27 protein-coding genes and 4 tRNA genes are annotated in these 24843 nt (G+C 27.5%); 12 read left to right on the top strand and 19 right to left on the bottom strand.

Annotated features, from left to right (window positions below):
* The first annotated feature begins 172 nt into the window (after positions 1 to 172).
* Genes ABLL_RS07985 through ABLL_RS07980 form a run of 3 tightly spaced genes read left to right on the top strand, consistent with a single transcriptional unit; the run spans position 173 to position 3084 of the window.
* Positions 173 to 2287 (top strand): ribonucleoside triphosphate reductase, encoded by a 2115-nt coding sequence (locus ABLL_RS07985; RefSeq protein ID WP_014474280.1) that lies wholly within the window; start codon positions 173 to 175, stop codon positions 2285 to 2287.
* Positions 2265 to 2429: an anaerobic ribonucleoside-triphosphate reductase gene (gene nrdD, locus ABLL_RS15015; protein WP_014474279.1), complete on the top strand. Its 165-nt coding sequence runs from the start codon at positions 2265 to 2267 to the stop codon at positions 2427 to 2429. Before ABLL_RS07985 ends, nrdD begins: the two co-directional genes overlap by 23 nt.
* The gene (locus ABLL_RS07980) at positions 2380 to 3084 is read left to right on the top strand and encodes an anaerobic ribonucleoside-triphosphate reductase activating protein (RefSeq protein ID WP_041654789.1); all 705 of its coding nucleotides are present in this window, start codon (positions 2380 to 2382) and stop codon (positions 3082 to 3084) included. The genes nrdD and ABLL_RS07980 overlap by 50 nt, the downstream gene beginning before the upstream one ends.
* On the opposite strand, the gene ABLL_RS07975 is transcribed toward ABLL_RS07980, so the two are convergent.
* From ABLL_RS07975 to hemB, 3 genes are read right to left on the bottom strand one after another with little or no spacing between them, the layout of a single operon-like run.
* On the bottom strand, positions 3061 to 3738 hold the full coding sequence (locus ABLL_RS07975; protein ID WP_014474277.1) for a response regulator transcription factor: 678 nt from the start codon (positions 3736 to 3738) through the stop codon (positions 3061 to 3063). The two genes, ABLL_RS07980 and ABLL_RS07975, sit on opposite strands and share 24 nt — an antisense overlap.
* A gap of 2 nt (positions 3739 to 3740) precedes the next feature.
* Positions 3741 to 4955 carry an ATP-binding protein gene (locus ABLL_RS07970; protein ID WP_014474276.1) on the bottom strand — a complete coding sequence of 405 codons (1215 nt, stop codon included), beginning with the start codon at positions 4953 to 4955 and terminating at the stop codon, positions 3741 to 3743.
* A gap of 2 nt (positions 4956 to 4957) precedes the next feature.
* Positions 4958 to 5932 (bottom strand): porphobilinogen synthase, encoded by a 975-nt coding sequence (hemB, locus tag ABLL_RS07965; RefSeq protein ID WP_014474275.1) that lies wholly within the window; start codon positions 5930 to 5932, stop codon positions 4958 to 4960.
* 59 nt (positions 5933 to 5991) lie between these two features.
* Here hemB and ribA point away from each other — a divergent pair, with 59 nt between their 5' ends.
* From ribA to glyS, 7 genes are read left to right on the top strand one after another with little or no spacing between them, the layout of a single operon-like run.
* On the top strand, positions 5992 to 6567 hold the full coding sequence (ribA, locus tag ABLL_RS07960; RefSeq protein WP_014474274.1) for a GTP cyclohydrolase II: 576 nt from the start codon (positions 5992 to 5994) through the stop codon (positions 6565 to 6567).
* On the top strand, positions 6567 to 7145 hold the full coding sequence (gene rsmG, locus ABLL_RS07955) for a 16S rRNA (guanine(527)-N(7))-methyltransferase RsmG (RefSeq protein ID WP_014474273.1): 579 nt from the start codon (positions 6567 to 6569) through the stop codon (positions 7143 to 7145). Before ribA ends, rsmG begins: the two co-directional genes overlap by 1 nt.
* Positions 7146 to 7147: 2 nt before the next feature.
* Positions 7148 to 7363 carry a PP0621 family protein gene (locus ABLL_RS07950; protein WP_014474272.1) on the top strand — a complete coding sequence of 72 codons (216 nt, stop codon included), beginning with the start codon at positions 7148 to 7150 and terminating at the stop codon, positions 7361 to 7363.
* 9 nt (positions 7364 to 7372) lie between these two features.
* Positions 7373 to 7744, top strand: a complete 372-nt coding sequence (locus tag ABLL_RS07945; RefSeq protein ID WP_014474271.1) for a hypothetical protein — start codon at positions 7373 to 7375, stop codon at positions 7742 to 7744.
* A 2-nt stretch (positions 7745 to 7746) separates the two neighbouring features.
* Entirely contained in the window at positions 7747 to 8088 is a 342-nt protein-coding gene (locus tag ABLL_RS07940; protein WP_041654786.1) for a hypothetical protein, read from the top strand.
* 48 nt (positions 8089 to 8136) lie between these two features.
* Positions 8137 to 8295: a hypothetical protein gene (locus tag ABLL_RS15120; RefSeq protein ID WP_014474269.1), complete on the top strand. Its 159-nt coding sequence runs from the start codon at positions 8137 to 8139 to the stop codon at positions 8293 to 8295.
* On the top strand, positions 8288 to 10303 hold the full coding sequence (gene glyS / locus ABLL_RS07935; RefSeq protein WP_014474268.1) for a glycine--tRNA ligase subunit beta: 2016 nt from the start codon (positions 8288 to 8290) through the stop codon (positions 10301 to 10303). Before ABLL_RS15120 ends, glyS begins: the two co-directional genes overlap by 8 nt.
* Positions 10304 to 10335: 32 nt before the next feature.
* On the opposite strand, the gene ABLL_RS07930 is transcribed toward glyS, so the two are convergent.
* The 6 genes from ABLL_RS07930 to ABLL_RS07905 form a co-directional block, all read right to left on the bottom strand.
* Entirely contained in the window at positions 10336 to 11337 is a 1002-nt protein-coding gene (locus ABLL_RS07930; protein ID WP_014474267.1) for an LLM class flavin-dependent oxidoreductase, read from the bottom strand.
* Between the two features lie 251 nt (positions 11338 to 11588).
* Positions 11589 to 11665, bottom strand: a tRNA-Thr gene (locus ABLL_RS07925).
* Between the two features lie 26 nt (positions 11666 to 11691).
* Positions 11692 to 11768: transfer RNA gene (locus tag ABLL_RS07920), tRNA-Met, on the bottom strand.
* 148 nt (positions 11769 to 11916) lie between these two features.
* Positions 11917 to 12297 carry a TonB C-terminal domain-containing protein gene (locus ABLL_RS07915; protein WP_014474266.1) on the bottom strand — a complete coding sequence of 127 codons (381 nt, stop codon included), beginning with the start codon at positions 12295 to 12297 and terminating at the stop codon, positions 11917 to 11919.
* A gap of 96 nt (positions 12298 to 12393) precedes the next feature.
* A tRNA-Met gene (locus ABLL_RS07910) sits at positions 12394 to 12470 on the bottom strand.
* Positions 12471 to 12485: 15 nt separating this feature from the next.
* Positions 12486 to 12560 (bottom strand) — tRNA-Gln (locus ABLL_RS07905).
* 120 nt (positions 12561 to 12680) lie between these two features.
* Here ABLL_RS07905 and ABLL_RS07900 point away from each other — a divergent pair.
* Positions 12681 to 13712, top strand: coding sequence for a bifunctional 3,4-dihydroxy-2-butanone 4-phosphate synthase/GTP cyclohydrolase II (locus ABLL_RS07900; protein ID WP_014474265.1), 1032 nt, complete (start codon positions 12681 to 12683; stop codon positions 13710 to 13712).
* A gap of 13 nt (positions 13713 to 13725) precedes the next feature.
* Here the strand turns inward: ABLL_RS07900 and ABLL_RS07895 are convergent, their stop codons facing one another.
* From ABLL_RS07895 to ABLL_RS07875, 5 genes are all read right to left on the bottom strand, one after another.
* On the bottom strand, positions 13726 to 14220 hold the full coding sequence (locus ABLL_RS07895) for a hypothetical protein (protein WP_014474264.1): 495 nt from the start codon (positions 14218 to 14220) through the stop codon (positions 13726 to 13728).
* A gap of 83 nt (positions 14221 to 14303) precedes the next feature.
* Positions 14304 to 15884, bottom strand: coding sequence for a phosphoenolpyruvate carboxykinase (ATP) (gene pckA / locus ABLL_RS07890; protein ID WP_014474263.1), 1581 nt, complete (start codon positions 15882 to 15884; stop codon positions 14304 to 14306).
* Positions 15885 to 15913: 29 nt separating this feature from the next.
* A complete protein-coding gene (locus ABLL_RS07885) occupies positions 15914 to 17239 on the bottom strand; it encodes a sodium ion-translocating decarboxylase subunit beta (RefSeq protein ID WP_014473004.1) in 1326 nt (441 codons plus the stop codon).
* Positions 17240 to 17253: 14 nt separating this feature from the next.
* A complete protein-coding gene (locus ABLL_RS07880) occupies positions 17254 to 19071 on the bottom strand; it encodes a biotin/lipoyl-containing protein (protein WP_014473005.1) in 1818 nt (605 codons plus the stop codon).
* 5 nt (positions 19072 to 19076) lie between these two features.
* Positions 19077 to 19322, bottom strand: a complete 246-nt coding sequence (locus ABLL_RS07875; RefSeq protein ID WP_014474262.1) for an OadG family protein — start codon at positions 19320 to 19322, stop codon at positions 19077 to 19079.
* A 329-nt stretch (positions 19323 to 19651) separates the two neighbouring features.
* On the opposite strand from ABLL_RS07875, the gene ABLL_RS07870 reads away from it, so the two are divergent.
* Positions 19652 to 20308 carry a S24 family peptidase gene (locus ABLL_RS07870; protein WP_014474261.1) on the top strand — a complete coding sequence of 219 codons (657 nt, stop codon included), beginning with the start codon at positions 19652 to 19654 and terminating at the stop codon, positions 20306 to 20308.
* Between the two features lie 4 nt (positions 20309 to 20312).
* Here ABLL_RS07870 and ABLL_RS07865 read toward each other — a convergent pair whose 3' ends face one another.
* The 5 genes from ABLL_RS07865 to mobB are packed head-to-tail and all read right to left on the bottom strand — an operon-like array spanning position 20313 to position 24825.
* Complete coding sequence (locus ABLL_RS07865; protein WP_014474260.1) at positions 20313 to 21311, bottom strand: hypothetical protein; 999 nt, start codon at positions 21309 to 21311, stop codon at positions 20313 to 20315.
* Positions 21311 to 23269: a methionine--tRNA ligase gene (metG, locus tag ABLL_RS07860; protein ID WP_014474259.1), complete on the bottom strand. Its 1959-nt coding sequence runs from the start codon at positions 23267 to 23269 to the stop codon at positions 21311 to 21313. The genes ABLL_RS07865 and metG overlap by 1 nt, the downstream gene beginning before the upstream one ends.
* Before the next feature lie 14 nt (positions 23270 to 23283).
* Positions 23284 to 23490 (bottom strand): hypothetical protein, encoded by a 207-nt coding sequence (locus tag ABLL_RS07855; RefSeq protein WP_041654784.1) that lies wholly within the window; start codon positions 23488 to 23490, stop codon positions 23284 to 23286.
* The gene (locus ABLL_RS07850) at positions 23483 to 24325 is read right to left on the bottom strand and encodes a class 1 fructose-bisphosphatase (protein ID WP_014474257.1); all 843 of its coding nucleotides are present in this window, start codon (positions 24323 to 24325) and stop codon (positions 23483 to 23485) included. Before ABLL_RS07850 ends, ABLL_RS07855 begins: the two co-directional genes overlap by 8 nt.
* A gap of 2 nt (positions 24326 to 24327) precedes the next feature.
* Positions 24328 to 24825 (bottom strand): molybdopterin-guanine dinucleotide biosynthesis protein B, encoded by a 498-nt coding sequence (gene mobB, locus ABLL_RS07845; RefSeq protein ID WP_014474256.1) that lies wholly within the window; start codon positions 24823 to 24825, stop codon positions 24328 to 24330.
* Between the last annotated feature and the right edge of the window lie 18 nt (positions 24826 to 24843).

Genomic DNA, 24843 nt, shown 5'->3' with positions numbered 1-24843 from the left:
TAATTTAACTTTAGAATATCTTAAAATTTTGAAAAATTAAGGATAAAAAATATTCAAATTAAAATTTATTATTAAAAAAACTCCCATAAAATGACACTTTTGTGACAAAAATGCTTATATCTTATTAAGAACAACTCATCTAGAATTACAAATCTATTGAAAGGAAAAAATAATGATAGTTGATATATTAAAAAGAGATGGAACTAAACAAAAATTTGAATCTTATAAAATAGAAGATGCCATAAAAAAGGCTTTTAAAAGTGTAAATAACAAATATGATATTTCGGTATTTTTTAATGTTCTATTTGAATTAAAGTGTAAAAGAGTAGTTGCTGTTGAAGATATTCAAGATATTATTGAAAAAGAGCTTTATAAAGCGAGATATTTTGAAGTTATGAAATCATTTATTTTATATAGACATCTTCATAAAATTCAAAGAGAACAGATTTTACAAATAAATGATGATACAACATATATAAACTCAACACAAACAATAGAAGAGTATATATCTGGAAATGATTGGAGAATAAAAGCAAATTCAAATACAGGATATTCTCACGCTGGACTTATAAACAATAGTGCTGGAAAAATTATTGCAAACTATTGGCTTGATAAAGTTTATACAAAAGAACAAGGATATGCTCATAGAAATGGTGATTATCACATACATGATTTAGATTGTTTGAGTGGTTATTGTGCAGGTTGGAGTTTAAGACTTCTTCTTGATGAGGGATTTAATAAAGTACGTGGAAGAGTTGAAAGTAATGCTCCAAATCATTTTAGGGAAGCTTTAGGGCAAATGGCAAATTTTTTAGGAATACTTCAAAGTGAATGGGCAGGTGCTCAAGCTTTTAGCTCTTTTGATACATATCTTGCTCCTTATGTTTTCAAAGATAAACTTGAATATAAAGAGATAAAAAAAGCAATTAGAAGTTTTATTTATAATCTTAACGTTCCTGCACGTTGGGGACAAAGTCCTTTTACAAACATTACTATTGATTGGACTGTTCCAAGTGATTTGAAAGAGCAAATTCCAACAAGAAATCAAAAACATCTATTTAAAGATTTTTATGATGAAGAGCTATTTTTAGAGATTCAAAAAAGAGGTTTAACTTCGTTTGAACAATTAACTTATAAAGATTTTCAAAAGGAAATGAACCTAATAAATAAAGCCTATTATGAAGTTATGACAGAGGGTGATAAAACAGGACAGCCTTTTACTTTTCCAATTCCAACGGTTAATATAACTGAAGATTTTGATTGGTATGGCGAAAATACGGATTTACTTTTTGAGAACACATCAAAAATAGGAAGTTCTTATTTTCAAAATTTTATAGGAAGTCAATATAAAAAAGATGAAAAGGGAAATTTAATACAAAACGAACAAGCCTATAAACCAGGACATGTAAGAAGTATGTGTTGTAGATTGCAACTTGATTTAAGGGAACTTCTAAAACGAGGTGGAGGTTTGTTTGGAAGTGCTGAAATGACTGGAAGTATTGGAGTTGTTACAATCAATATGGCAAGACTTGGATACTTATATAAAAATGATATAAATGGTTTATTAAAAAGATTAGAAGAGTTGATGGATTTAGCAAAAGAGAGTTTAGAAACAAAACGAAAATTTATAAATAGTATGTATGAAAGAGGACTTTATCCTTATACAAAAAGATATTTAAAGAGTTTTAATAACCATTTTTCGACTATTGGAGTAAATGGGATGAATGAGATGTTGAAAAACTATTTTGGAGAAAATATTGATATTTCAACAAAAATAGGAAATCAATTTTGTATCGAAATATTAGATTTTATGAGAGATAAAATGGTCAAATTTCAAGAAGAAACTGGAAATTTATATAATCTTGAAGCAACACCAGCAGAAGGAACAACTTATAGATTTGCAAAAGAGGATAAAAAAAGATACAAAGATATTATTCAAGCTGGCTTTGATAAAAATATTTATTATACCAACTCTTCTCAACTTCCAGTTGATTTTACAGAAGACCCATTTGAAGCCTTGGAATTACAAGATGAATTACAATGCAAATATACAGGTGGTACAGTTCTGCATCTTTATATGAGGGAAAAAATCTCATCAGTTGAAGCTTGTAGAAAATTTGTAAAAAATGTAATTTCAAATTTTAGATTGCCTTACATTACTATAACTCCTGTATTTTCTATTTGTGAAATTCATGGATATATAGAAGGTGAGCATGAGTTTTGCCCAAAATGTGATGAAGAGATTTTAAAAAAGGAGTTAAAAGATGACAAATCAAGAATTGCTTGAGAAAAATATGGAAAAAAGAACTAAATGTATAATATATACTAGAGTTATGGGTTATCATAGACCAATTGAAAGCTTTAATATAGGAAAAAAAGGTGAACACAAACAAAGAGTTAAATTTGCTGAATCAAAAAGTAATTTATGATTTTACAAAATTTACAACAACGGATTATGTAGGACATTTATCATGCATAATCTGGTTTATAAAGTGTAATTTTAGATGTTTGTATTGTTATAATGATAATATGGTTTATACAAAAGAAGGAAATTACAGTTTTTTTGAGATTTTAGAGTTTTTAAAATCAAGGGTTGGTTTATTAGATGCTATTGTTTTAAGTGGTGGAGAAGCAAGTTTATATGACTTAGAAACTTTTTGTAAAAAGATAAAAGAGTTAGGTTTTAAAATAAAACTTGATACAAATGGAACAAATCTAAATTTAGTAAAGAATTTAACAAAAAAAGGTCTAGTTGATTTTATCGCTATTGATTTTAAAGCTCCAAAATATAAATTTTCTCAAATTACAGCTACAAATTTTTATGAAAAAGTGATAGATACCATAAAATATCTAATAAAAATTGGCTTTGATTTTGAACTAAGAACTACAATAAATACAAGGCTTTTAGATGAAAAAGATATAAATTTTATGATTGAAACTATCAGTTGTTTAAATTATAAAGGTATTTATTATTTACAAAACTTTATAGAAACCTCATCAAATATAGGAAATATCAAAAAAAGTAGGCTTATAGATAAAAGTTTAATTGATAGTAAAAATTTAGTTATTCAATACAGAAATTAAATAACCTTGTCCTGAAATATTTTCAATTAAATCTTTAGAAGTTTTTAGACGTAATCGTTTTATAAAAGTTCTTAATCTTTCATCATTTACCTCTTCATTCCAAAGAGAAGTTTTTATAGTTTGAGTTTTTACTATTGAGTTTTTGTTTTTTATAAGAAGATATATAAACTCTTTTTCTCTTTTTGTTAGATTTATTAATAGTTCATTTTTATGTAAAGAGAAGCTATTGTTATCAAAAATAAAATCATCTTTTAGTATTGAAATCTTTTGTTTTTCTATTTTTATTGAGAGCTTCTTTATGTGTTCTATTACCTCATCTGGGTCAAAAGGTTTGATAAAATATTTATTTATTCCAACATCTATGGCTTTTAAAAGTTTTTCTTTATCAGAGTGTGCACTTAACACAATTATAGGAATATTAGAATCAATCTCTTTGATTTTTATAGTCATATCCAAACCATCAAGTTTTGGCATCATAATATCAGTGATTATAATATCAGGTTTAAAACTTTTGTATTTTTTTAACCCTTCAGTTCCATCTTTTGCAATAACTACTTTATAAAATGAATCATTTATAGCCTCTTTTAAAAGTTGAGCTAATCTTTTTTCATCTTCAACTATTAAGATTTTTAGAGTTTTTAATATATCTTGCATTTTTACTCTTTCTCATTTAAAATTGTTATTGTAAAGATAGAACCATTTCCACTATTTTTATGGCTTAAAGTACCTTCTAAACTCTTCTCTAGAATCATTTTTGACATAAACAATCCAAGTCCAGTGCCTTGTGATTTATGTTTTGTTGTAAAGTAGGGCTCAAAGATAGAATCTTGATTTTCTTCTTTAATTCCACCTGCATTATCTTCAATCTCAAGTAAAAAATATTTTTTGTCTAAATCTTCTTTTAGAGTTATTAAAATATTTTTATCTTCTACATCATTTGTAATAAAAGCATCTTTTGCATTTTGAATTAAATTTATTATAACTTGTGATAGTTCATTTGAAACACCTAAAACTTTATAGTTTGTAGGAACATCAACCTTGATTTTTATATTTTCTTGTTGAATTAGTTTTTTCAAAATAGTTAAAGCTTCATTGATACTATCTTTTATCTCAAAACTTTTTTTCTCTTTTTTAGGATTGAAAAAGTTCATAAAATCTTCAATAGTTGTTGACATACTTGAAATTAGATTTTTACTCTCTTTATATAACTCTTCAACTTTTTTTTCATCTTTTTTTAAAGAGGCTTTTTTCATATTAAACAAAGTAAGATTTAACTCAGTTAGAGGTTGTCTCCATTGATGGGCAATATTTCCTATCATTTGTCCTAAACTTGCCATTCTTGATTGCCAAAAAAGAAGTTTTTGTTTTTCATCATTTTTAGCTATCTCTTCTTGAACTCTTTTTTCTAAAGTTTTATTTAGCTCTTTTAATTGTTTAGTTTGTTCTTTTACTTTTAATTCTAGATTTTGATTTAACTCTTCAAGCTCTTTTTCTTTTTGCTCTAAACTTTTTTTGAGCTCAACCTCAAAAGTTACATCATATCTTATAGCAATAAATTCAATAATATTTTCAAATTCATCTAAAATAGGGGTTATTGTAGTATTTAAATAGACAGTTTTTCCGTCTTTTGTAAGATTTTTTACAGTTGCTTTATATGGCTTTTTATCTAAAATAGTTTTCCATAAAAGTTCAAAACTTGAAGCTTGTACCTCTGGATGTCTTACGATGTTATGGTTTTGACCTATTAATTCATCATAAGAGTATCCAGAGATTTTGCAAAACTCATCATTTACAAAAGTGATAATTCCATTTATATCAGTTTTTGATACAATATTTGAATTTTCAATTGCTTCTTGATAAGTTGTGCTCATTTTTAGTTGTTTCTTAAGATTTCGCAAACCTCTTTTGCATGGTAAGAGATGATGATATTTGCACCCGCTCTTTTAAATGCAATCATTGTTTCCATCATAACTCTTTCATAGTCAATTAATCCAGCAATTCCAGCATGTTTAAGCATTGCATATTCACCACTTACATTATAAACACATAAAGGAAGATTAGTTTGGTTTCTTATGTCTCTAACAATATCTAAAAATGCAAGTGCTGGTTTTACCATAAGTATATCTGCACCTTCTTTTTCATCTTCAAGTGATTCTTCAATTGCTTCAAGTCTATTTGCAGGATTCATTTGATAAGTTCTTCTATCACCAAAACTTGGAGTTGATTCAGCAACATCTCTAAATGGTCCATAATATCCACTTGCAAATTTTGTTGAATATGCCATGATTGGAAGATTTTTAAATCCATTTTCATCAAGTGCATTTCTTAAAGTTGTAATAATTCCATCCATCATTCCAGATGGTGCAATCATATCAGCTCCAGCTTTAGCGTGAACTACTGCTTGTTGAGCAGAGATTTCTAATGTTTTATCATTATCAACACTTCCAGTTTTTGGGTCTAAAATACCACAATGTCCATGGTCTGTATATTCACAAAAACATAAATCAGTTACGATAAACATTTGAGGGAATTTTGCTTTGATTGCTTTAATAGTTCTTGCAATTATACTCTCCCCACATAAACATTCACTTCCAACTGAATCTTTAGTATCTGGAATACCAAAAAGAATAATTGATTTTAAATTTATACTTACTAAATACTCACACTCTTTTAAAATTTCATCAATACTCATTTGATAAACACCAGGCATTGATGCAACTTCAGTTTTTATATTTTGACCTTCTCTTACAAATAATGGATAGATGAAATCATCAGGTGTTAAAACTGTTTCTTGTACTAAATTTCTTAGTGTTTCATTAATTCTTAATCTTCTAAATCGTTTAAACATTCTATTTACCTCTTTTGGTTATAATCTTCGGATTTTAACAGTTTAAGGTTTAAATACAAATGAATATTGAAAAGTCAAATATTGCTAAATTACCAACAAAACATGGAAATTTTAAAATAAAAGCATATAAAGATGATATTCAAGAACATTTAGCAATCATGAGTGAAGATTTTGAAAAAATTGAAGTTCCATATGTGAGAATTCACTCAGAATGTTTAACGGGAGATGCTCTTGGAAGCCTAAAATGCGACTGTCAAGCACAGTTGAATTTAGCATTAGATTTTATAGCTAAAAATGGTGGTTTAGTGATTTATCACAAACAAGAAGGTAGAAATATTGGTCTATTTAACAAAGTAAATGCTTATTCTTTACAAGACCAAGGAAGAAATACAATAGAAGCTAATTTGGAATTAGGTTTTAAAGAAGATGAAAGAGATTATTCTATTATTGGATATATTTTAGAAGATTTAGGTGTAAAAAAATTAAAACTTATCACAAATAATCCTAAAAAAATAGAGTATATTGAGAGTTTAGGAATAGAAATAGTTGAAAGAATCCCAGCAATTATCGAAGCAAATAAATACAATGAAGAGTATTTAGCTACAAAAAAAGAGAAAATGGGGCATTTACTTTAATGTTAAAAGAATTACTTGAATCAAATAATTTAAAATTTGATGAAAAATTTTATAGTGATTGTGAAGTTTTTACAAAACTTTTACAGCAATGGGGAAGTGTTCATAATCTAAGTGGTAGATTAACAAAAGAGGATATAAATGAAAATATTTTAGATTCTTTATATCCTTTAACTTTTATAGATAAATATGAAAGTTTTGCAGATATTGGAACAGGTGCAGGTTATCCTGGACTTATACTTGCTATTGCTTTAAGAGATGTAAAATCTTATTTAATCGAGCCAAGAATAAAAAGAGTGTCTTTTTTGAACTTTGTAAAAGCTAGTTTAAAACTTGATAATTTAACTGTTTTATGTAATAGAGTAGAAGAGGTTAAAGATTTAAAAGTTGATTTGATAACTTCAAGAGCTGTAACAAATACTTCTTTACTTTTAGATATTACAAAAAATATCAAAAAAGAGAATAGCTCATACCTTTTTTACAAAGGTAGTATGCTAGAAGTTGAGATTGAAAGTGCTAAAGTAAATAATTATAAAATAGTAAATAGAAAAGATAGAAACTATTTATATATAAAAGGTTAATAATGGTTTTAAAAGTTATATTAGTAATTGCAGTAGCCTTTTTAGTTTATGTTTTTTTATTTAAAAAAAGTAGAGAAAAAGAGATAAATAAAAAAGACGAAATGATTACAGATGATATGGTAGAGTGCCCAACTTGTAAAACATATGTTTCTAAAAAAGAAGCAATTGTAAGTAATGGTAAATTTTATTGCTCAAATGAGTGTTTATTAAATAAATAGGTTACTAAAATGATTATAATTGGAGATGATTTAATTCCATTTGAAGAATTGAATTTAATAAATTCTATAGAAGATATAAAAAATACAAAAGCAAATTCAGCTTTGTTATTTTTTTATAATGAAGAGTTATTAAAATATTGTTTTAAAAATGAATTAACAAGTGCAATTGTTGTAAAAAGTATAAAAGAGGCTATTTATTGCAATAGTTTAAATGCAAAATATATAATATGTGAAAAAAAGTTAGCTAAAAAACTACAAAAAATAGCAGATAACTATATGTATGATTCTAAGATTTTAGCGATTATTAAATCAAATGATGAGTTAGAAAACATTGCAAAAAATGAAATTGATGGAGTTATATATAAAGATTTAATTTTATAATCATGAAAATATTTATATTAATATTTACTTTATATTTCTATTCATTTGCGTGTAGTGGAGATTGTATGTCTTGTCATGCAACTTTAAAAAACTCAATCAATGAAGAACACCATAAAATTTTAACCTCTTGTATAGCTTGTCATACAAAAACGCCAACTACCATGGTTGAATGTGGTGGAGATTGTTTTGCTTGTCATTCTCAAAATAAATTAATACAATCAAATAGAATGGAACATCAAAATTTGGCATCGTGTAAAAAATGTCATATAAATAAAGAAGATATTTTTAAAACGCCAGGTATGAATGAAGGCTCAACATTGGCTGATTTACTAAAGAATAAGTAATTATTAGTTAGAATATTAGCCTTTTATTAGATATAAATTAGGAAAAATGTGAAAGATATATTAGACACAATAATACTTATTATGTTTGTTATTATGGTTGCTTTGTTTATCATAAATTTTAATAGACAACAAATCAAAAAACATACAGATAAAATTGAAGAAAACGAAAAAATCAATAACTCTAAGAAGGAAAACGTAGATGAATAAACCATTATTAATTGAGATTGGTGTTGAAGAATTACCAGCAATTCCGTTTTTAAACGAATTACCAAATATTGAAAAAAAATGGAGTGATATATTAGAAAAAAATAGATTATTATGTGATTTTGACTTTTTTTATACACCAAGAAGATTAGTATTATGGCATAGAGAATTTCAAGTTAAACAAGAAGATTCAACTGTTGAACAATATGGAGCTCCTATTAAAATAGCTTATAAAGATGGAGTTCCAACAGGAGCTGCTATTAGTTTTGCTACAAAATGTGGAGTTGATGTATCTGCTTTAGATAAAATTGATTTAGGTAAAGGAGAAGTTCTTTATTTTAAACAAGAAGTAGTTGGTAGTGAATCAAAAACTTTATTAAATGATATGGTAAATGAATTTGTTGCTTCTTTAAACTTTGGAAAATCTATGAGATGGGCAAGTAGAACAGATAGTTTTATTAGACCAATTAGAAGTTTATCTATTCTTTTAGGGGAAGAAATAGTTGATGCTGAACTTTTTGGAGTTAAATCTTCTAATTTCTCATTTGCACATAGAATGGTTTCTTATGAACCATTTACTTACTCTTTTGCAGGAGATTATTTCTGTAAACTTGATAAAAATGGAGTTATTTTATATCCAGATGAAAGAAGAAAAATCATCTTAGAACAGATGAAAAATATTGAACAAAGACACAATGTAAAAATTGAAATTGATACTGAATTACTTGAAGAAGTTGTTGCAATTACAGAATATCCAACAGCTTTAATAGGTAAATTTGATATTGAGTTTTTAGAATTACCAGAAGAAGTAATTGTAACATCGATGAAAGAAAATCAAAGATATTTTGCAGTTTACAAAGATGGAAAATTATCAAATAATTTTATTGTTGTATCAAATGCAAAAACAGATGATTTTGGATATATTATTGCTGGAAATGAAAAAGTTTTAAGACCAAGACTAGCTGATGCTATGTTTTTTTATAAAAATGATATTAGAAATGGTTTGTCAAATGAAGGTCTTAAAAAACTTGTGTTTGTTGAAGGTCTTGGTTCTATGTATGACAAATGTGAAAGAGAAGCAAAAATTGCATCATATTTAGCAGAAATTTTAGATGTAAAAGAAAAAGAGTTAGTTCAAAGAGCAGTTATGCTTTCTAAAGCTGATTTAATGTCTGAAATGGTTTATGAATTTACAGAACTTCAAGGTCTTATGGGATATTACTATGCAAAAATTGCAAATGAAAATGACTTAGTTTCACTTGCTTTAAAAGAGCAATATTTACCAACTGGTGAAGATTCAGAACTTCCTTCAAATGTATTTTCATCAATTGTTGCTTTATCAAATAAATTAGATAATTTAATGGCTTTATTTAGTGTTGGAAAAATTCCAACAGGTTCTAAAGATCCATTTGGTCTTAGACGTGCAGCAGCTGGAATTGTAAAAATTGCAATTGAACATAAACTTCCTATTGATTTATCAAAAATCATTGATGAATTATCAACAAGTTATAAAAATTTAGATAAAAAAGTTTTAATAGAGTTCTTTAATGAAAGATTATTTAAAATATTTGAAGTTAATCCAACTGTTTTAAAAGCAGTTCTTGCTGGAGGTGAAACAGATATTTACAAAATTTCTCAAAAAATTTGTGCTTTAAATCCAATCGTTCAAAGTGACAATTTCAAAGAGTATGTTGCTACATTTAAAAGGGTAGCAAACATTATTAAAGATATTGACGTTAATAGTAAACTTGTAATTGATGAAGATTTATTTGAAAACAATGAAGAAAAAGAGTTATATACTAAATTCCATGAAGCTCAATTTAAAAAATACGCAACTTTTGATGAAGAATTAGAAGCTTTATTTGCTTTAAAACCACAACTTGATAATTTCTTTGATAATGTTTTTGTAAATCATGAAGATGTGAAAATTAAAACAAATAGAAAAAATTTAATTGGCCTTGTGTATCAAGGATTTAGAAAAATTGCTGATATTAAAGAAATTACAATATAAATTAAAAAGTACTTTTTTAGGTACTTTTTAATCTAATTTAATCCCCAAATTTCAGAAATAAGTTTATAAGACTTTATTCTATCTTCTGGATTATAAATCCATGAATTTATCATTATTTCATTTGCATTTGTTCTCTTTACAAGTTTTTCAAGTCCATTTTTAACAATTTCAGGTGTTCCCCAAATAGATTCTCTTATCTTATTTTTTATAGTTCTTTCTTCCCAAGGTTCCCACAAACTACTCATATCTTTTGTTGGTTTTGGTAATAATCTATTATCACCTCTTTGAATATATAAAAATTTTTGAAGTTCAGTTGTTGCTAGAAATTCTGCTTCTTCTAAAGTGTTTGCACAAATTGCATTTATGCAAACTATTATATAAGGCTCTTTTAATTGTTTTGAAGGTTTGAAATTTAAGCGATAAATTTTTATTGCTTCTTCCATTAAATCAGGTGCAAAATGTGAAGCAAAAGCAAAAGGTAATCCCTTTTGTGCAGCTAATTGAGCACTAAATGTGCTAGATCCAAGCAACCAAATAGGAATATCTAATCCAAATCCAGGAACAGCTTTTATACTATCTTTATTTTGATAATCTGATAAATAAAATTGTAATTCATCTAGCATAATTGGAAAATCTGAACCATCATTATAAATATCTTTTCTTAATGCTAACATTGTTTTTCTATCAGTTCCAGGAGCTCTTCCTAAGCCCAAATCTATTCTATTTGGATATAAAGATTCTAAAGTTCCAAATTGTTCAGCAATAACTAAAGGAGCATGATTTGGTAACATAATTCCACCTGAACCAATCCTAATTTTTTCAGTATTTGCTCCAATATAACTAAGTATTACAGATGTTGCTGCACTTGCAATTCCATTCATATTGTGATGTTCAGCAATCCAATAACGATTAAATTTGAATTCTTCAACAGCTTGAGCCAATTTAGTGCTATTTTTTATAGCTTCATTTATTGTAAAATCTTCACCGATTGGAACTAAATCTAATACAGATAATGGTATTTGTTTTTCTATCATCTTTTTCTCCATCTTCAGTTTTTTGTTTGATTCTATTGGAAATTTTAACTTATACATTCTTAAAGTAATATTACTTTACTTTTTGTAAGTAAGAGGAAGAAATTATTTTATTGATAAAAAAATTGCTATTTTATAAAATATTTGGAGATAAAACTCCAAATACTTATATAAATTAATACTCGCGCATATTAATCTATCTATAATTAAACTTATAATGATTTCTTATATTGTGAGAAAAAAAATTAGAATTATGGAGCTGGTGAAGGGAGTCGAACCCCCGACCTGCTGATTACAAATCAGCTGCTCTAGCCAACTGAGCTACACCAGCGTAAAAAAGTATGATTTACTTTAAAATGGTGTCAAGAGAGAGACTTGAACTCTCGACCTCCGGCTTATGAGACCAGCGCTCTAGCCAGCTGAGCTACCTTGACATAAGACATCATTCTAAAATAAATTTTTAAAGTTGTATGAAAAAAGGAAGTAAATTTATAAAATAAAATATAAATTTTAATGCCTTAAAACAATGTTTGGAATTATATTGAATACTAACTTTAAAAATACTTAAAAATAGTAAAAAATTTACTGTTTTATAAATCTATTATGAAATTTATCCTTTGATGGTAGATTTATATCTTCTGGAATAAAAGTTATTTTTGTTGTAAAAGGTTGATTTCTAAAAGTAGGAAATTTTTTTCTTGTTTGTTCATCTAAAAATTTTTCTAATTTATCATTAAAACCCTCAATATCAGAAGTATTTAATATTGAATAGGAAAAATATCCATCTTCATCAATTGTAATATTTACATCAATTGATAATTTATAGTTTATATTAAGTTGAGATAATTGATCTGATATGAGCTTATTATAAATTCTTTGATCATTTATATTAATATTTTCTTCTCTTGCATATAAATTACTAACTACATATATACATATTATGATTAATAAAACTTTTTTCATTACTTAATGCATCCTTTTAATTTTTTAATTATAACTAATTATATACCATAAATAAAAATTTTAAGTTTAATTAAAAAGAAAGAAAGAATTTTTGATTGGTTGCGGAAATAGGATTTGAACCTATGACCTTCGGGTTATGAGCCCGACGAGCTACCTAGCTGCTCTATTCCGCGATATTATAGTATTTGTGGATGGGGTAGAAGGATTCGAACCTTCGAATGACGGTACCAAAAACCGTTGCCTTACCACTTGGCGATACCCCAAGCTTTTAAGTGTCCGAATTATAGTTAAATATACTTCTATTGTCAAGTCTTTTTAGATTAAATTTTGGATTTTTTGATATAATAATTTAATAAAAAAATACTTACTAATAAAGAAGAAATATGAATGCAATACAAAGAGTACAAGAAGCTATAAAAGAGATTCAAAAAGGTAATATGGTAATTATGTTAGATGATGAAGATAGAGAAAATGAAGGTGATTTGGTTTATGCTGCACCTTTAAGTACTCCTGAAAAAGTAAACTTCATGGCAACACATGCAAAAGGTTTGATTTGTGTATCTGTTACAAAAGAAACAGCAAATAGACTACAATTAAATCCAATGGTTAGCTCAAATACTTCATCTTATGAAACGGCATTTACAGTTTCAGTAGATGCAGCAGATGCAAGCACCGGCATTAGCGCTAAAGAAAGAGATGATACTATAAAAATATTATCAAATCCTATTTCTAATCCTTTAGAATTAGTTCGACCAGGGCATATTTTCCCATTAATTGCAAAAGATGGAGGAGTCTTAGTTAGGACAGGACATACAGAAGGTAGTATCGATTTATGTAAATTAGCTGGTTTAAATGGTGAAGCTGTTATTTGTGAAATTATGAAAGAAGATGGAACAATGGCAAGACGAGATGATTTAGATATTTTTGCATTAAAACATAATCTAAAACAAATTTATATTTCAGATTTGGTTGAATATAGATTATCTCATGAAAAGCTTGTAGAAGAAATTTCTAGTGAGAATAGAAACTTCTTTTCAACAAATGTAATAAGAAAAGAATTTAAAGACCATTTAGGGAATATTCATACAGCAATAATATTTGGTGAAATTAAATCAATAAGCCATATAAAATTTCATACTATTTTACCTGATATAAATTTATTTCTAAATGATGAAAAATTACACTCGATATTAAAAACTATAAACTTTTTACAATCAAAAGGAGGAGTTCTTATTTTTTTAAGTGATGAAATGAAGAAAAAAGAATCACAAAAAGATTATGGAATAGGGGCTCAGATTTTAAATTCTTTAAATATAAAACAAATTAAACTTATGACGAGTGGAGGAAAACACTCTTTTGTTGGATTACAAGGTTTTGGTTTAGAAATAATTGAAGAAATACAAATAGAGTGTTAAAAAAATACTCTATTTAGTACATCCCTACTACTGATTTTATCAATTCTAAAGTTTTTTGGGGAATAATTAAATTTTCTGATAATTTTTCTTTATTTTCTTTATAATACTTTGATTCCAAAATAGTATTTATTTTATCTTCAAATTTTTGAATAACTGTTTCTTGAGTATCTTTATCTTCAATATCTAAAAATTGTCTTGCTTCTTGATTTTTTACTCTTGTTAGCCGATAGTTAAATAAATAAGCATTATCAAAATCTTCATTAAAAAGATTACAAATCTCTTTGTAGACATCATCAAGTTCTGCTTCATATTTTTTATAAATTATTCCAGCACTATCATTTAATGATTTTGTAAAGTTTTCATAATTAATAAATAAATTTTTAAGAGTTATTTCATCTAAATTATCTTTAGCTATATCAAATTTTTTTGATAAAACATGATTACAACAAAAATAAACAACTTCTTCTTGATTTTTTTTTATATTTTCTAAAAAAACAGTTAATTCCATAGTATTCTCCTATTTTTATATTAAAAAAAAGAGTGGAAAAACCACTCTTTAACTAATAAAATTTTTTATGGGAGAATTATATCTTATAAAACTGGTCCTGCAGCTGTGAAATCATATTCACTTTCTAAAGTTAAGTATTTCTTAAAGTTAGCTATATACATTGAAGCTAATTTCTTTTTAGTTTCATCATAAGAAACTTTATCTTCCCAAGTATTTCTAGGATTTAATACTTCTGTATCAACTCCTTTTAATGTTTTTGGAATAGCTAAGTTAAATACTGATAATGTTTCAAATTCAGAAGTATTAATTGAACCATCTAAAATAGCATTAATACAAGCTCTTGTATTTTTAATACTCATTCTTTTTCCTACACCATATGGACCACCTGTCCACCCAGTATTTACTAAATATACATTAACATTGTGTTTATCTATTTTTTTACCTAAAAGTTCAGCATAAACAGTAGGATTTAAAGGTAAGAATGCTTCTCCAAAACAAGAAGAAAATGTTGCAATTGGTTCTGTAATTCCTCTTTCTGTTCCAGCAACTTTTGCAGTATAACCACTTAAAAAGTAGTACATTGCTTGTTGTTTATCGAGTTTTGCAACAGGAGGTAAAACACCAAATGCATCAGCACATAAGAAGATTATATTTTTTGGATGACCACCTCTCATATCAGGAGTATGATTAAGAATATGGTCTAATGGATAAGAAACTCTTGTATTTTCAGTTTTTGAACCGTCTGTATAATCAACAACTCCATTTGCATCAGCTACAACATTTTCTAAAATAGCACCTTTTTTAATTGCATTAAAAATTTCAGGTTCACTAGATTTATCAAGATTTATAACTTTTGCATAACAACCACCTTCAAAGTTGAAGATACCTTCATCATCCCAACCATGTTCATCATCACCAATTAAAGCTCTATTTGGATCTGTTGAAAGTGTTGTTTTTCCTGTTCCTGATAATCCAAAAAATAAAGCTGTATCACCATCTTTACCGATATTTGCAGAACAATGCATTGGTAATTTTCCTTCTAAAGGAAGCCAATAATTCATCATTGAAAATACACCTTTTTTCATTTCACCTGCATACCAAGTTCCACCAATAATTGCTGTATTTTCTTCTACATTAAATATTACATAAACTTCTGAATGTAAACCATGACTTGCATATGCCATATCAACAGTTTTACAAGAATTATAAATTGTAAAATCTGGTTTAAAATTATCTAATTCTTCTTGAGTTTGAGGTACAATAAACATATTTTGAATAAAATGTGCTTGCCATGCAACTTCTGTTATAAATCTAACAGATTTTCTTGAATCAAGTGATGAACCACAATAAACATCTGTTACAAAAATATCTTTATTACTTAGTTGTTTTTTTGAATTTTTTAATAAATCTTCATAAACTTCTTTAGAAACTTTGTGGTTAATATCTCCCCATGCAATGTATTTATTTGATGGATCTTGATTTACAAAAAATTTATCTTTAGGACTTCTCCCTGTAAAAATACCAGTATCAATCATTAACGCACCAGTTGAAGATATTTTTGCACCTTCATTTTCAACAGCAAATTGAATCAATGAATCAACATCCAAATTTCTTTTTATAATTCCAACGTTTTCTAAACCTAATGAGTCTTTAATTTCAGACATAATTTAACTTTCCTACTTGTTAATTTTTATTATTTAAATATCGATAAAAGGACACCAGCAGCAACTGCTGAACCAATAACACCAGCTACATTAGGACCCATCGCATGCATTAATAAAATGTTCGATTTGTCATAAAGTTGACCTTCTTTACTAACAACCCTTGCTGCCATTGGCACAGCAGATACTCCAGCTGCTCCAATTAAAGGATTTATCTGACTCTCTTTTGAACTTACTAAATTCATTATTTTAGCCATTATTACACCCATCGCAGTCCCTGCAGAAAATGCTAAAAGACCTATTGCCATAATTCCTAAAGTCTCTGCTACTAAGAATTGCTCTGATGCTAGTTTTGAACCAACACCTAATCCTAAAAATATTGTTACAATATTAATTAATGCGTTTTGCATTGTATCAGAAAGTCTATCAACAACTCCTGATTCTCTTGCAAAGTTACCAAAGCATAATGCTCCAATTAATGGTGCAGCATCTGGAAGAATTAATAATGTTAAAGATAATACTACTAATGGAAAAACAATTTTCTCTAACTTAGAAACTTTTCTAAGTGTAGACATTTTTATTTTTCTCTCTTTTTCTGTAGTTAATGCTCTCATAATTGGTGGCTGAATTAGTGGTACTAATGCCATATATGAATATGCTGCAACTGCGATAGCTCCAAGTAATTCAGGTGCTAGTTTTGAAGCAACGAAAATAGATGTTGGTCCATCAGCTCCACCAATGATTGAAATAGCAGCAGCTTGTTCTAATGAAAAGTTAATCCCTGGAACAAATTGAGATAATAAAACTGCACCAACAAGTGATCCAAAGATTCCAAATTGTGCAGCACCACCTAGAAGGGCAGTTTTTGGATTAGCTAATAATGGACCAAAGTCTGTCATAGCTCCAACACCCATAAAGATTAATAATGGGAAAAATTGATTTGTAATACCCATACTATAAATAATTCCTAGCATTCCATCATGTCCTGCCATATTTGCAATTGGTATATTTGCTAATAATCCACCAAATCCAATTGGAATTAATAGTAATGGTTCAAACCCTTTTTTAATTGCTAAATAGAACAATAAGAAACAGATGAAAATCATGATGATTCTTCCATACCCTTGAGCAAAGAATGTCATCTCTTTTCCATGTGAATCTAGTACACCAGCTTGCGGTTCAAACAAAGCTTTAATACCAGTTGTTGCATAAAATGAATCAACTAATTCACTCATCGTTTTTGAATGATAAGGTTGTTTCTCTTCAGTTGGTGTTTCAACACTAGGTGTTGAAGCAAAACTATTTAGTGCAAATGCACTAAACAGAAGAAAAAAAGCTATAAGTATATTTTTTCTCATCAAATTATTCCTCATTAACCAATAATGGCTAATGTTTGACCTTCATCAACAGCTTGCGTATTTTCAACTAAAATTTTAGTAATAACTCCAGAAACTGGTGCAGTTATATCTATTTCCATTTTCATAGCTTCAAGAATCATGATTTGTTGATCTTTTTCAACTCTATCACCTTCTTTTACTAAAATTTTCCATACTGCTCCATTTACTGCGGCTGGTACTTCTGTTCCGCCATTTGAAGAAACAGGTGCAGAAGCAGCAGGTGCTGAACTTACTGCATTTGAAACAGGAGTTACTTGAATATCTGCATTACCTTCAGCAATTGTTACATTAAACTTTTGACCATCAACTACAACTGTATAGTTTCCATTTGCATTTGCCATTTTATTCTCTCCTAATTTACAATCTTTATTATCTTCACAAACTGTATCAATTTTTCTTACATTTAAAGGCGATTCACCTTTTAAGAATGCAATTCCTTTTTCATCACAAGCAGCAGCAATAAAGATATTTTCTTCAGTTGCTTCAATTCCTTCAATTTCTAATCTTTGTTTCCAAACAGAGATTTTTTTCTTTTCATCTCTATCTGCTATATCTAAAGGATTTTCTTTTGTTGGTTCAAGTTTTAGTTTTTCAGCTGCAAGTTTTACAACTTCTGCATCTGGCTCAACTGGTGTTTTACCAAAGTAACCTAAAACCATTTTTCCATATCCAGGAGCAATTTGTTTCCATGGACCAAACATTACATTTGCGTATGCTTGTTGCCAATAAAACTGAGAAACAGGAGTTACAGATGTACCATATCCACCTTTTTCAACAACTTCTCTCATAGCTTTAATAACTTCTGGGAATTTATCTAAAGTACCATTATCTCTCATCATTTGAGTATTTGCAGTTAATGCACCACCTGGCATTGGAGAAAATGGGATTAAAGGAGAAACTTGAGTAGCTTCAGGAGGAATAAAGTAGTCTTTTAAGCAATTAGCCAATACATCTTGGTATTTTAGAATTTTATCAATTTCTAAACCACCTAAATCATAATTCTTGCCTTTTACTGCATGAAGCATTGTAAGAATATCAGGTTGACTTGTTCCCCCACTTACTGGACTTGCAGCTAAATCAATACCATCAGCCCCAGCTTCAAGTGCAGCAAGATAACAGGCAACTGAAACACCAGCTGTTTCATGAGTATGAAGTCTAATATGAGTATCATTACCCACTAATCTTCTTGCCATTTGGATTGTTTCATAAATTTTTTGAGGTGAGCTTGTCCCTGATGCATCTTTAAAGCATAAAGAATCAAATGGCAAGCCACTATCTAGAATTTGTCTTAAAGTTTTTTCATAAAAAGCTACATCATGAGCACCAGTACAACCTGGAGGTAAATCCATAAGTGTAACAACTACTTCATGATTTAATCCATATTTTTTAATACATTCAGCACTATATTCAAGGTTTTGAACATCATTTAATGCATCAAAGTTTCTGATTGTTGTTGTTCCATGTTTTGCGAACATTTTTGCATGTAAGTCGATTAATTCTCTAGAACCAGTATCTAGCATTACTGTGTTGATACCTCTTGCTAAAGTTTGTAAGTTTGCATCTGGTCCAACGATTTCTCTAAATTTATCCATCATTTCAAATGCGTTTTCTTGTAGATAGAAGAATAATGATTGGAATCTTGCTCCTCCACCAAACTCAAAGTGAGTTATACCTGCTTCTTTTGCAGCTTCTACAGCTGGAAAGAAATCATTCATTAGGACTCTTCCTCCAAAGACAGATTGAAATCCATCTCTAAAAGTTGTATCCATGATATCTATATATTTTTTAGACATATATTTTAACCCTTTAGATTTTTATGATGTTGTACAGCTGCTACTATTGCAGCTATTTTTGCAGTCTCTGTATTTGTACTATTTTTTATTGGTGTTGTATTTACAACTTTCTTCTCTTCTTGTGGAAAAAATCTTGTTAATATTATCCCTTGTGCTTTTAGTACTAATATCATGATTATTAGGAATGCAAATACTACTCCCATCCCTAAAAACATAAACTTTACTGATTCTGCGATTAAGTTTACTTCCATATTACTCTCCATGGTTACCACTTGTTAATATCAACGTAATAATATATAAAAGTTGCTTTAGTAATATTTAGATTTTTAATAGATTTTTATTAAATTTGTAAATTTTATTTTATTTTTATATTTATAAAATTTTTTCACCAAATTCATATATTAAAGTATCAATCTTTTTTAGAATTTTTATAACATTATTCTTAGTTTTACTTATTTTTCTTGCCATAATTTATCCTTATTAATTAAATATTGCAAATTTTATACTAAAATAAAAAAATACTTGAAAAATATTTCATTTTGTAATATAATTTAAAATATATAGTTAAAAGGAGTTATTAATGTTGATAGTAGATGAAATTATTGAAAAATTAAAAGATATTATCAGTGCAGATGGTAAAAATGGAAAAGTGTTTGACAAAGATGTGGCAGAATCTCTTGACTTAAGCCAAGCAAATTTTGCAACTATGAAAAATAGAGGGAAGATACCGTTTTCAAATATTTTAAATTTTTGTGCTAAAAAGAAAATCTCAATTAATTGGCTTTTATATAATCAAAATCCTGGTTCATTGGTTGATACAACTGATAAATATTGGATTAAATATTATCCAGCTGTTGCTGTTAGTGCAGGAGGTGGAGCTTACGAAGCAGAAGATAATTATGAATCATTGGAATTACCTACATATTTTGTAAATATGTTAGGAGGGAAAGAAAATCTTAAAAATGTTGATGCCATAAATGTAGTAGGGGATTCAATGGAACCAACATTAAATAGTGATAATATTATATTTATTGATAAAACAAAAAAAGATGTTTCAAGAGATGGAATATATGCTTTTACGACTACTCATGGATTGTTTGTAAAAAGAATTCAAAGACGAGTTGATGGAAAGCTTGATATTATATCTGACAATAAAGATTATCCTTCTCAAATTTTAAATAAAAATGATTTAGAAATTTTAGGAAAAGTTATCAGTTCTTTTGGTTTAGTATACTAATCTTTTAAAAGAGTGTTGAAAACTTTTCAGATTTTAAAAGATATTCATAAATATCTTTATAATTAAAACCTATTATATAAATTGCATTAAATTTTATTTCTCTTAATATAGGTTTTAATTCTTCTAAATTATTTATAATAATTTGTTCTTCATCTTTTAATAAATCTAATTTAAAAGTTGAAATAAAAATAGTTTTTGCATATTTATATTTTTCTTTTAAATAAAATATTTCATTTTTATATAAATCTTTTTCATTTTGACAAATGATAAATTTATCACTTTTCCCAAATTCTATTAAATTTAGATTTCTGTCAAGAAAAAGAGGTTTTATATGATAAAATGATTTTAATTTTGAAAAATCAATATTTTGTTCAAAAAAATTAAAAACTTTAATAAAATTTTTTAGATATAAACTAGAAATTTTGAGTCTCGAAAAATATATGTTTTTATAAGAAAAAGAGGTTTCAAATAAAGAGTGTTCAATCAGATTATCAATTTTATCTAAAGTTTTATTTTCATCAAAATGGTTATTATTTGGATAGATTTTATCTAAAATTAATTTATCTGAAGAAATTATGATATCATTATCTTCTATATCATCAATATATCTGAAAAAATTTTCCAATTTATTTGGAACTAATTTTATATTTTCACCAAAATTATTAGAATAAATTTTTAACAAATTATAAGTTGCTTTTTCACAAGAATAAGCTTCCAAATTTTTAACTGCAAGTTTAAATCTAATTAATTTTATAATACTTAAATCTATATTTTTTACCTTTATCCATGCTATTTCATTATCTAAAATAGGATGATATTCTTCAATAATTATGGCAAATGCACCATTTTTTATAGCAAATTCAATTTCGTTCAAATTTTTGGTGATAAATAAATCACCTTCTTTAACTTTATTTACGTTTGTTTTGATTGAATATATAAAAGAGATTGATGGAGAGTTTAATAAACTTCCATCAACAATGTCTAAAATAGCTGATATTTGCACTAGCTAATTTTTGTTCCAGATTTTTTAGGAGCTTCTGGTCTTAATAATGATAAACCATTTTCATCTTTAGCAGCCATTAACATACCTTCACTAATCATTCCCATAAGTTTTGCAGGTTTTAAGTTTGCAACAACACATGCTTGAGTTCCTACTAATTCTTCAGCTTTATAATATTCTTTAATACCTGCAAGAATTTGTCTATTTCTTCCTTCTCCTAAATCTACTTGTAATTTTAGAAGTTTTGCAGATTTTGGAACTTCAACTGCCTCAACAATTGTTCCAATTTTTAAAGTAGTTTGAAAAAATTGGTCTATAGTGATTAAATTATCATCTTCTTCTTTTTTTTCTTCAACTTTTGCAACTTTTTTTATTTCACATTCAGCTTTTGTTTCATCTGATACAGGAGGTTGTTCTAAAAGAATTTCTTCAATTCTTGGGAATAGTTGATCAACTTTTGTTATAACTGTATCAGCTAATAATTCTTGATTTTTTATTAGTTTATTAAAAGTTTCAGTGTTAATATTCATACCTAAAGATTGTGCAATTAATTTTATTTTTTCAGGCATTACAGAATCTAAAAGTAGGGCAACTTTAGCCATAATGTTTGTGATTAGTGCAACTAAAGCCATAGCTTCAGCAGTTTTTCCATCTTTCATTAAATTCCAAGGTTCATAATCATTGATTGCTTTATTTGCAATTGTTAAAACTTTCCAAATTTCTTCAAGATATTTGTTTATTTGCATATTAAAAAGATAGTTTTCAACACTTCCTAAAATAGAATGAACTTCTTCAAGTTCTTTTGCATGGAATTTTATAACATCAATTGAACTAACTTTATAATCAAAATATTTTCCACTCATTCCAGAAATTCTATTTAATAAGTTTCCTAAATCATTTCCTAAATCAGAGTTAATTCTATCAATTAGTGCTTTTTGAGAAAAATCTCCATCTTGACCAAATGGAACTTCTCTTAACATAAAATATCTAAATGCATCAAGTCCATAAGCATCAGCTACTTCTTTAGGATTTACTACATTACCTTTTGATTTAGACATTTTTTCACCATCTCTTGTCCACCAACCATGAGCTGCAATATGTTTTGGAAGAGGTAATTCTAAAGACATTAAAAATGCTGGCCAATAAATAGCATGGAATCTTAAAATATCTTTTCCTACAAGTTGAACATTTGCAGGCCAGAAATCCATATTTTTATTGTCAGTTCCATATCCTAAAGCTGTGATATAGTTCATTAATGCATCTAACCAAACATACATAACATGTTTTGGTTCATTCATTGATTCTGGTAGTTTTACTCCCCAATCAAAAGAAGTTCTTGAAATTGATAAATCTTTTAATCCACCTTTTACAAAGTTTACTATTTCATTTTTTTTGCTTCTAGGTAAAATACAATCTTCATTTTCTTCATACCATTTAAGAAGTTTTTCTTCATATTTTGATAATTTAAAGAAGTAACTCTCTTCTTTTACTATTGAAGTTGGTCTTCCACAATCAGGACAGAATTGCTCATCTACTAATTGTTTTTCAGTAAAAAATGTCTCACAAGATACACAGTAAAAACCTTCATATTCACCTTTGTAAATATCCCCTTTATTAAACATTGTTTCAAATGCTTTTTGAACGCCAGCTTTATGTTCAAGATCTGTTGTTCTAATAAATTTATCATATGTTATATCAAAATCATCCCATAATGTTTTAAATTTACCAGATATTTCATCTGCATACTCTTTTGGAGTTTTTCCTCTAGCTTCTGCACTTTGTGCTATTTTTTGACCATGTTCATCAGTTCCTGTTAGAAAAAATGTCTCATGACCTATAAGTCTTGAATATCTAGCTAACATATCAGCGATAATTGTCGTATATGCATGACCAATGTGCGCTACATCATTTACATAATAAATTGGTGTTGTTATATAAACATTTTTACAAGATTCTTGCATTCTTACCTCTTTTTTTAAAATTCAAATCCACCGCCAGAACCTTTATTCATCGATTCATAAACAGCAATAACATATCTTTTTCTTAATTCACATTCAAAAAATTGACTACAAGGAGTACAAGATTTTAAACTATTTGATTCTTGACAATTTTTCAATTCAACTAGTATTTTATCTAGTTTTAGATCCCATTCGTCAATTATAATTTCTTCGTGATCAGACATTTTTACTATAAACTTCTAAAACTCTTTTTATTTCAGTATTTGAACCAAAAAAACATGGAGTTGTGTCATGAATATGTGAAGTTTGCACTTCTAAAACTCTTTTAAATCCATCTACAGCTTGCCCACCAGCTTTTTCATAAGCTAATGCAAATGGGAAAACTTCAAATAATTGTCTTAATTTCCCTTTTGGTCTATCACTTGTTCCTGGATATGAGAATAATCCTCCACCTTTTAGTAATATTTGATGAAGATCTGGAACCATTCCACCAGAATATCTTAATCTATAACCATCATTGAAAATATCATCAATTAATTGTTTATGAAATGGTGCCCAACAGTTTTGAGTAGACCCTGGAGCATTTAATTTACCTTTTTCATTTAGTTTAATATTTTGAATAAATTTAAATTCACCATTTAATAATCTATACATTTTTACATCAGTTGTAGTTACAACCATTTCAACTCTTGGACCAAATACAACATAAACAGAAGCAACTATATTTTTTGCATTAAATTCATTTTCATAAATACCAAAAATTGAACCAACTGAAAGATTTACGTCAACTAAAGATGAACCATCAAGTGGATCATAAGCAATTAAATATTTACCATTTTCATGTAAATTAACTATAGCTTCTTGCTCTTCACTAACTATTGCTTTAATACTTGGAATTTTTTTGAAAATATCTTCAATAATCTCATCACTTTCAATATCAAGTTTTAATTGAGTATCACCAGTTGAATTTTCAGATTCACTTTTCCCTGTATCACCAGTTTCAATTAAATATTTTATTTTTATAGCTGATTCTTCAATTGCTTTAATTATTTCTTGCATTTTTACACTCTTTTTGCATTTTTATTTATCCAAGAGATTAAATCTTCTGGATTATTTAAATCTAATTTTTCAATATTGTTTGGAATATCATTTTCATCAATAGTTTCATCACATGCAATTGCATCAGTAACATTAAAATAACTCTCATCTAATCTATCTCTAAAAATTGAAATTCTAGGAAGTTCTAAAGTTTTTAATCCTTCAACTAATAAATAATCAAAATCTTCAAAAAGTTCTATTAATTCATCAATTGTAGATGTAGATTTTTTAAATAAAGTTGTTTTATTTGGACTAATAACAGCAACATCAGCACCTGTTTGAGAAAATTTAAAGGAATCTTTTCCTTCTCTATCAAACATTGCTTTATCTTTTGGATCGTGTTTTACAATACATACTTTAAAACCCTGATCTTGAAGGATACTTGCAACTTTTACAATGGCTGTTGTTTTACCACTATTTGATGGTCCTGAAAAGGCTACTACTAATCTTTTTTTATTCATAAGTCGGATTTTATCTAA

The organism is Arcobacter sp. L (assembly GCF_000284235.1).
Classification (GTDB): Bacteria; Campylobacterota; Campylobacteria; order Campylobacterales; family Arcobacteraceae; genus Aliarcobacter; species Aliarcobacter defluvii.
Note: the sequence above shows the minus strand (reverse complement) of the source record. Positions and strands in the feature narration are given on the sequence as shown.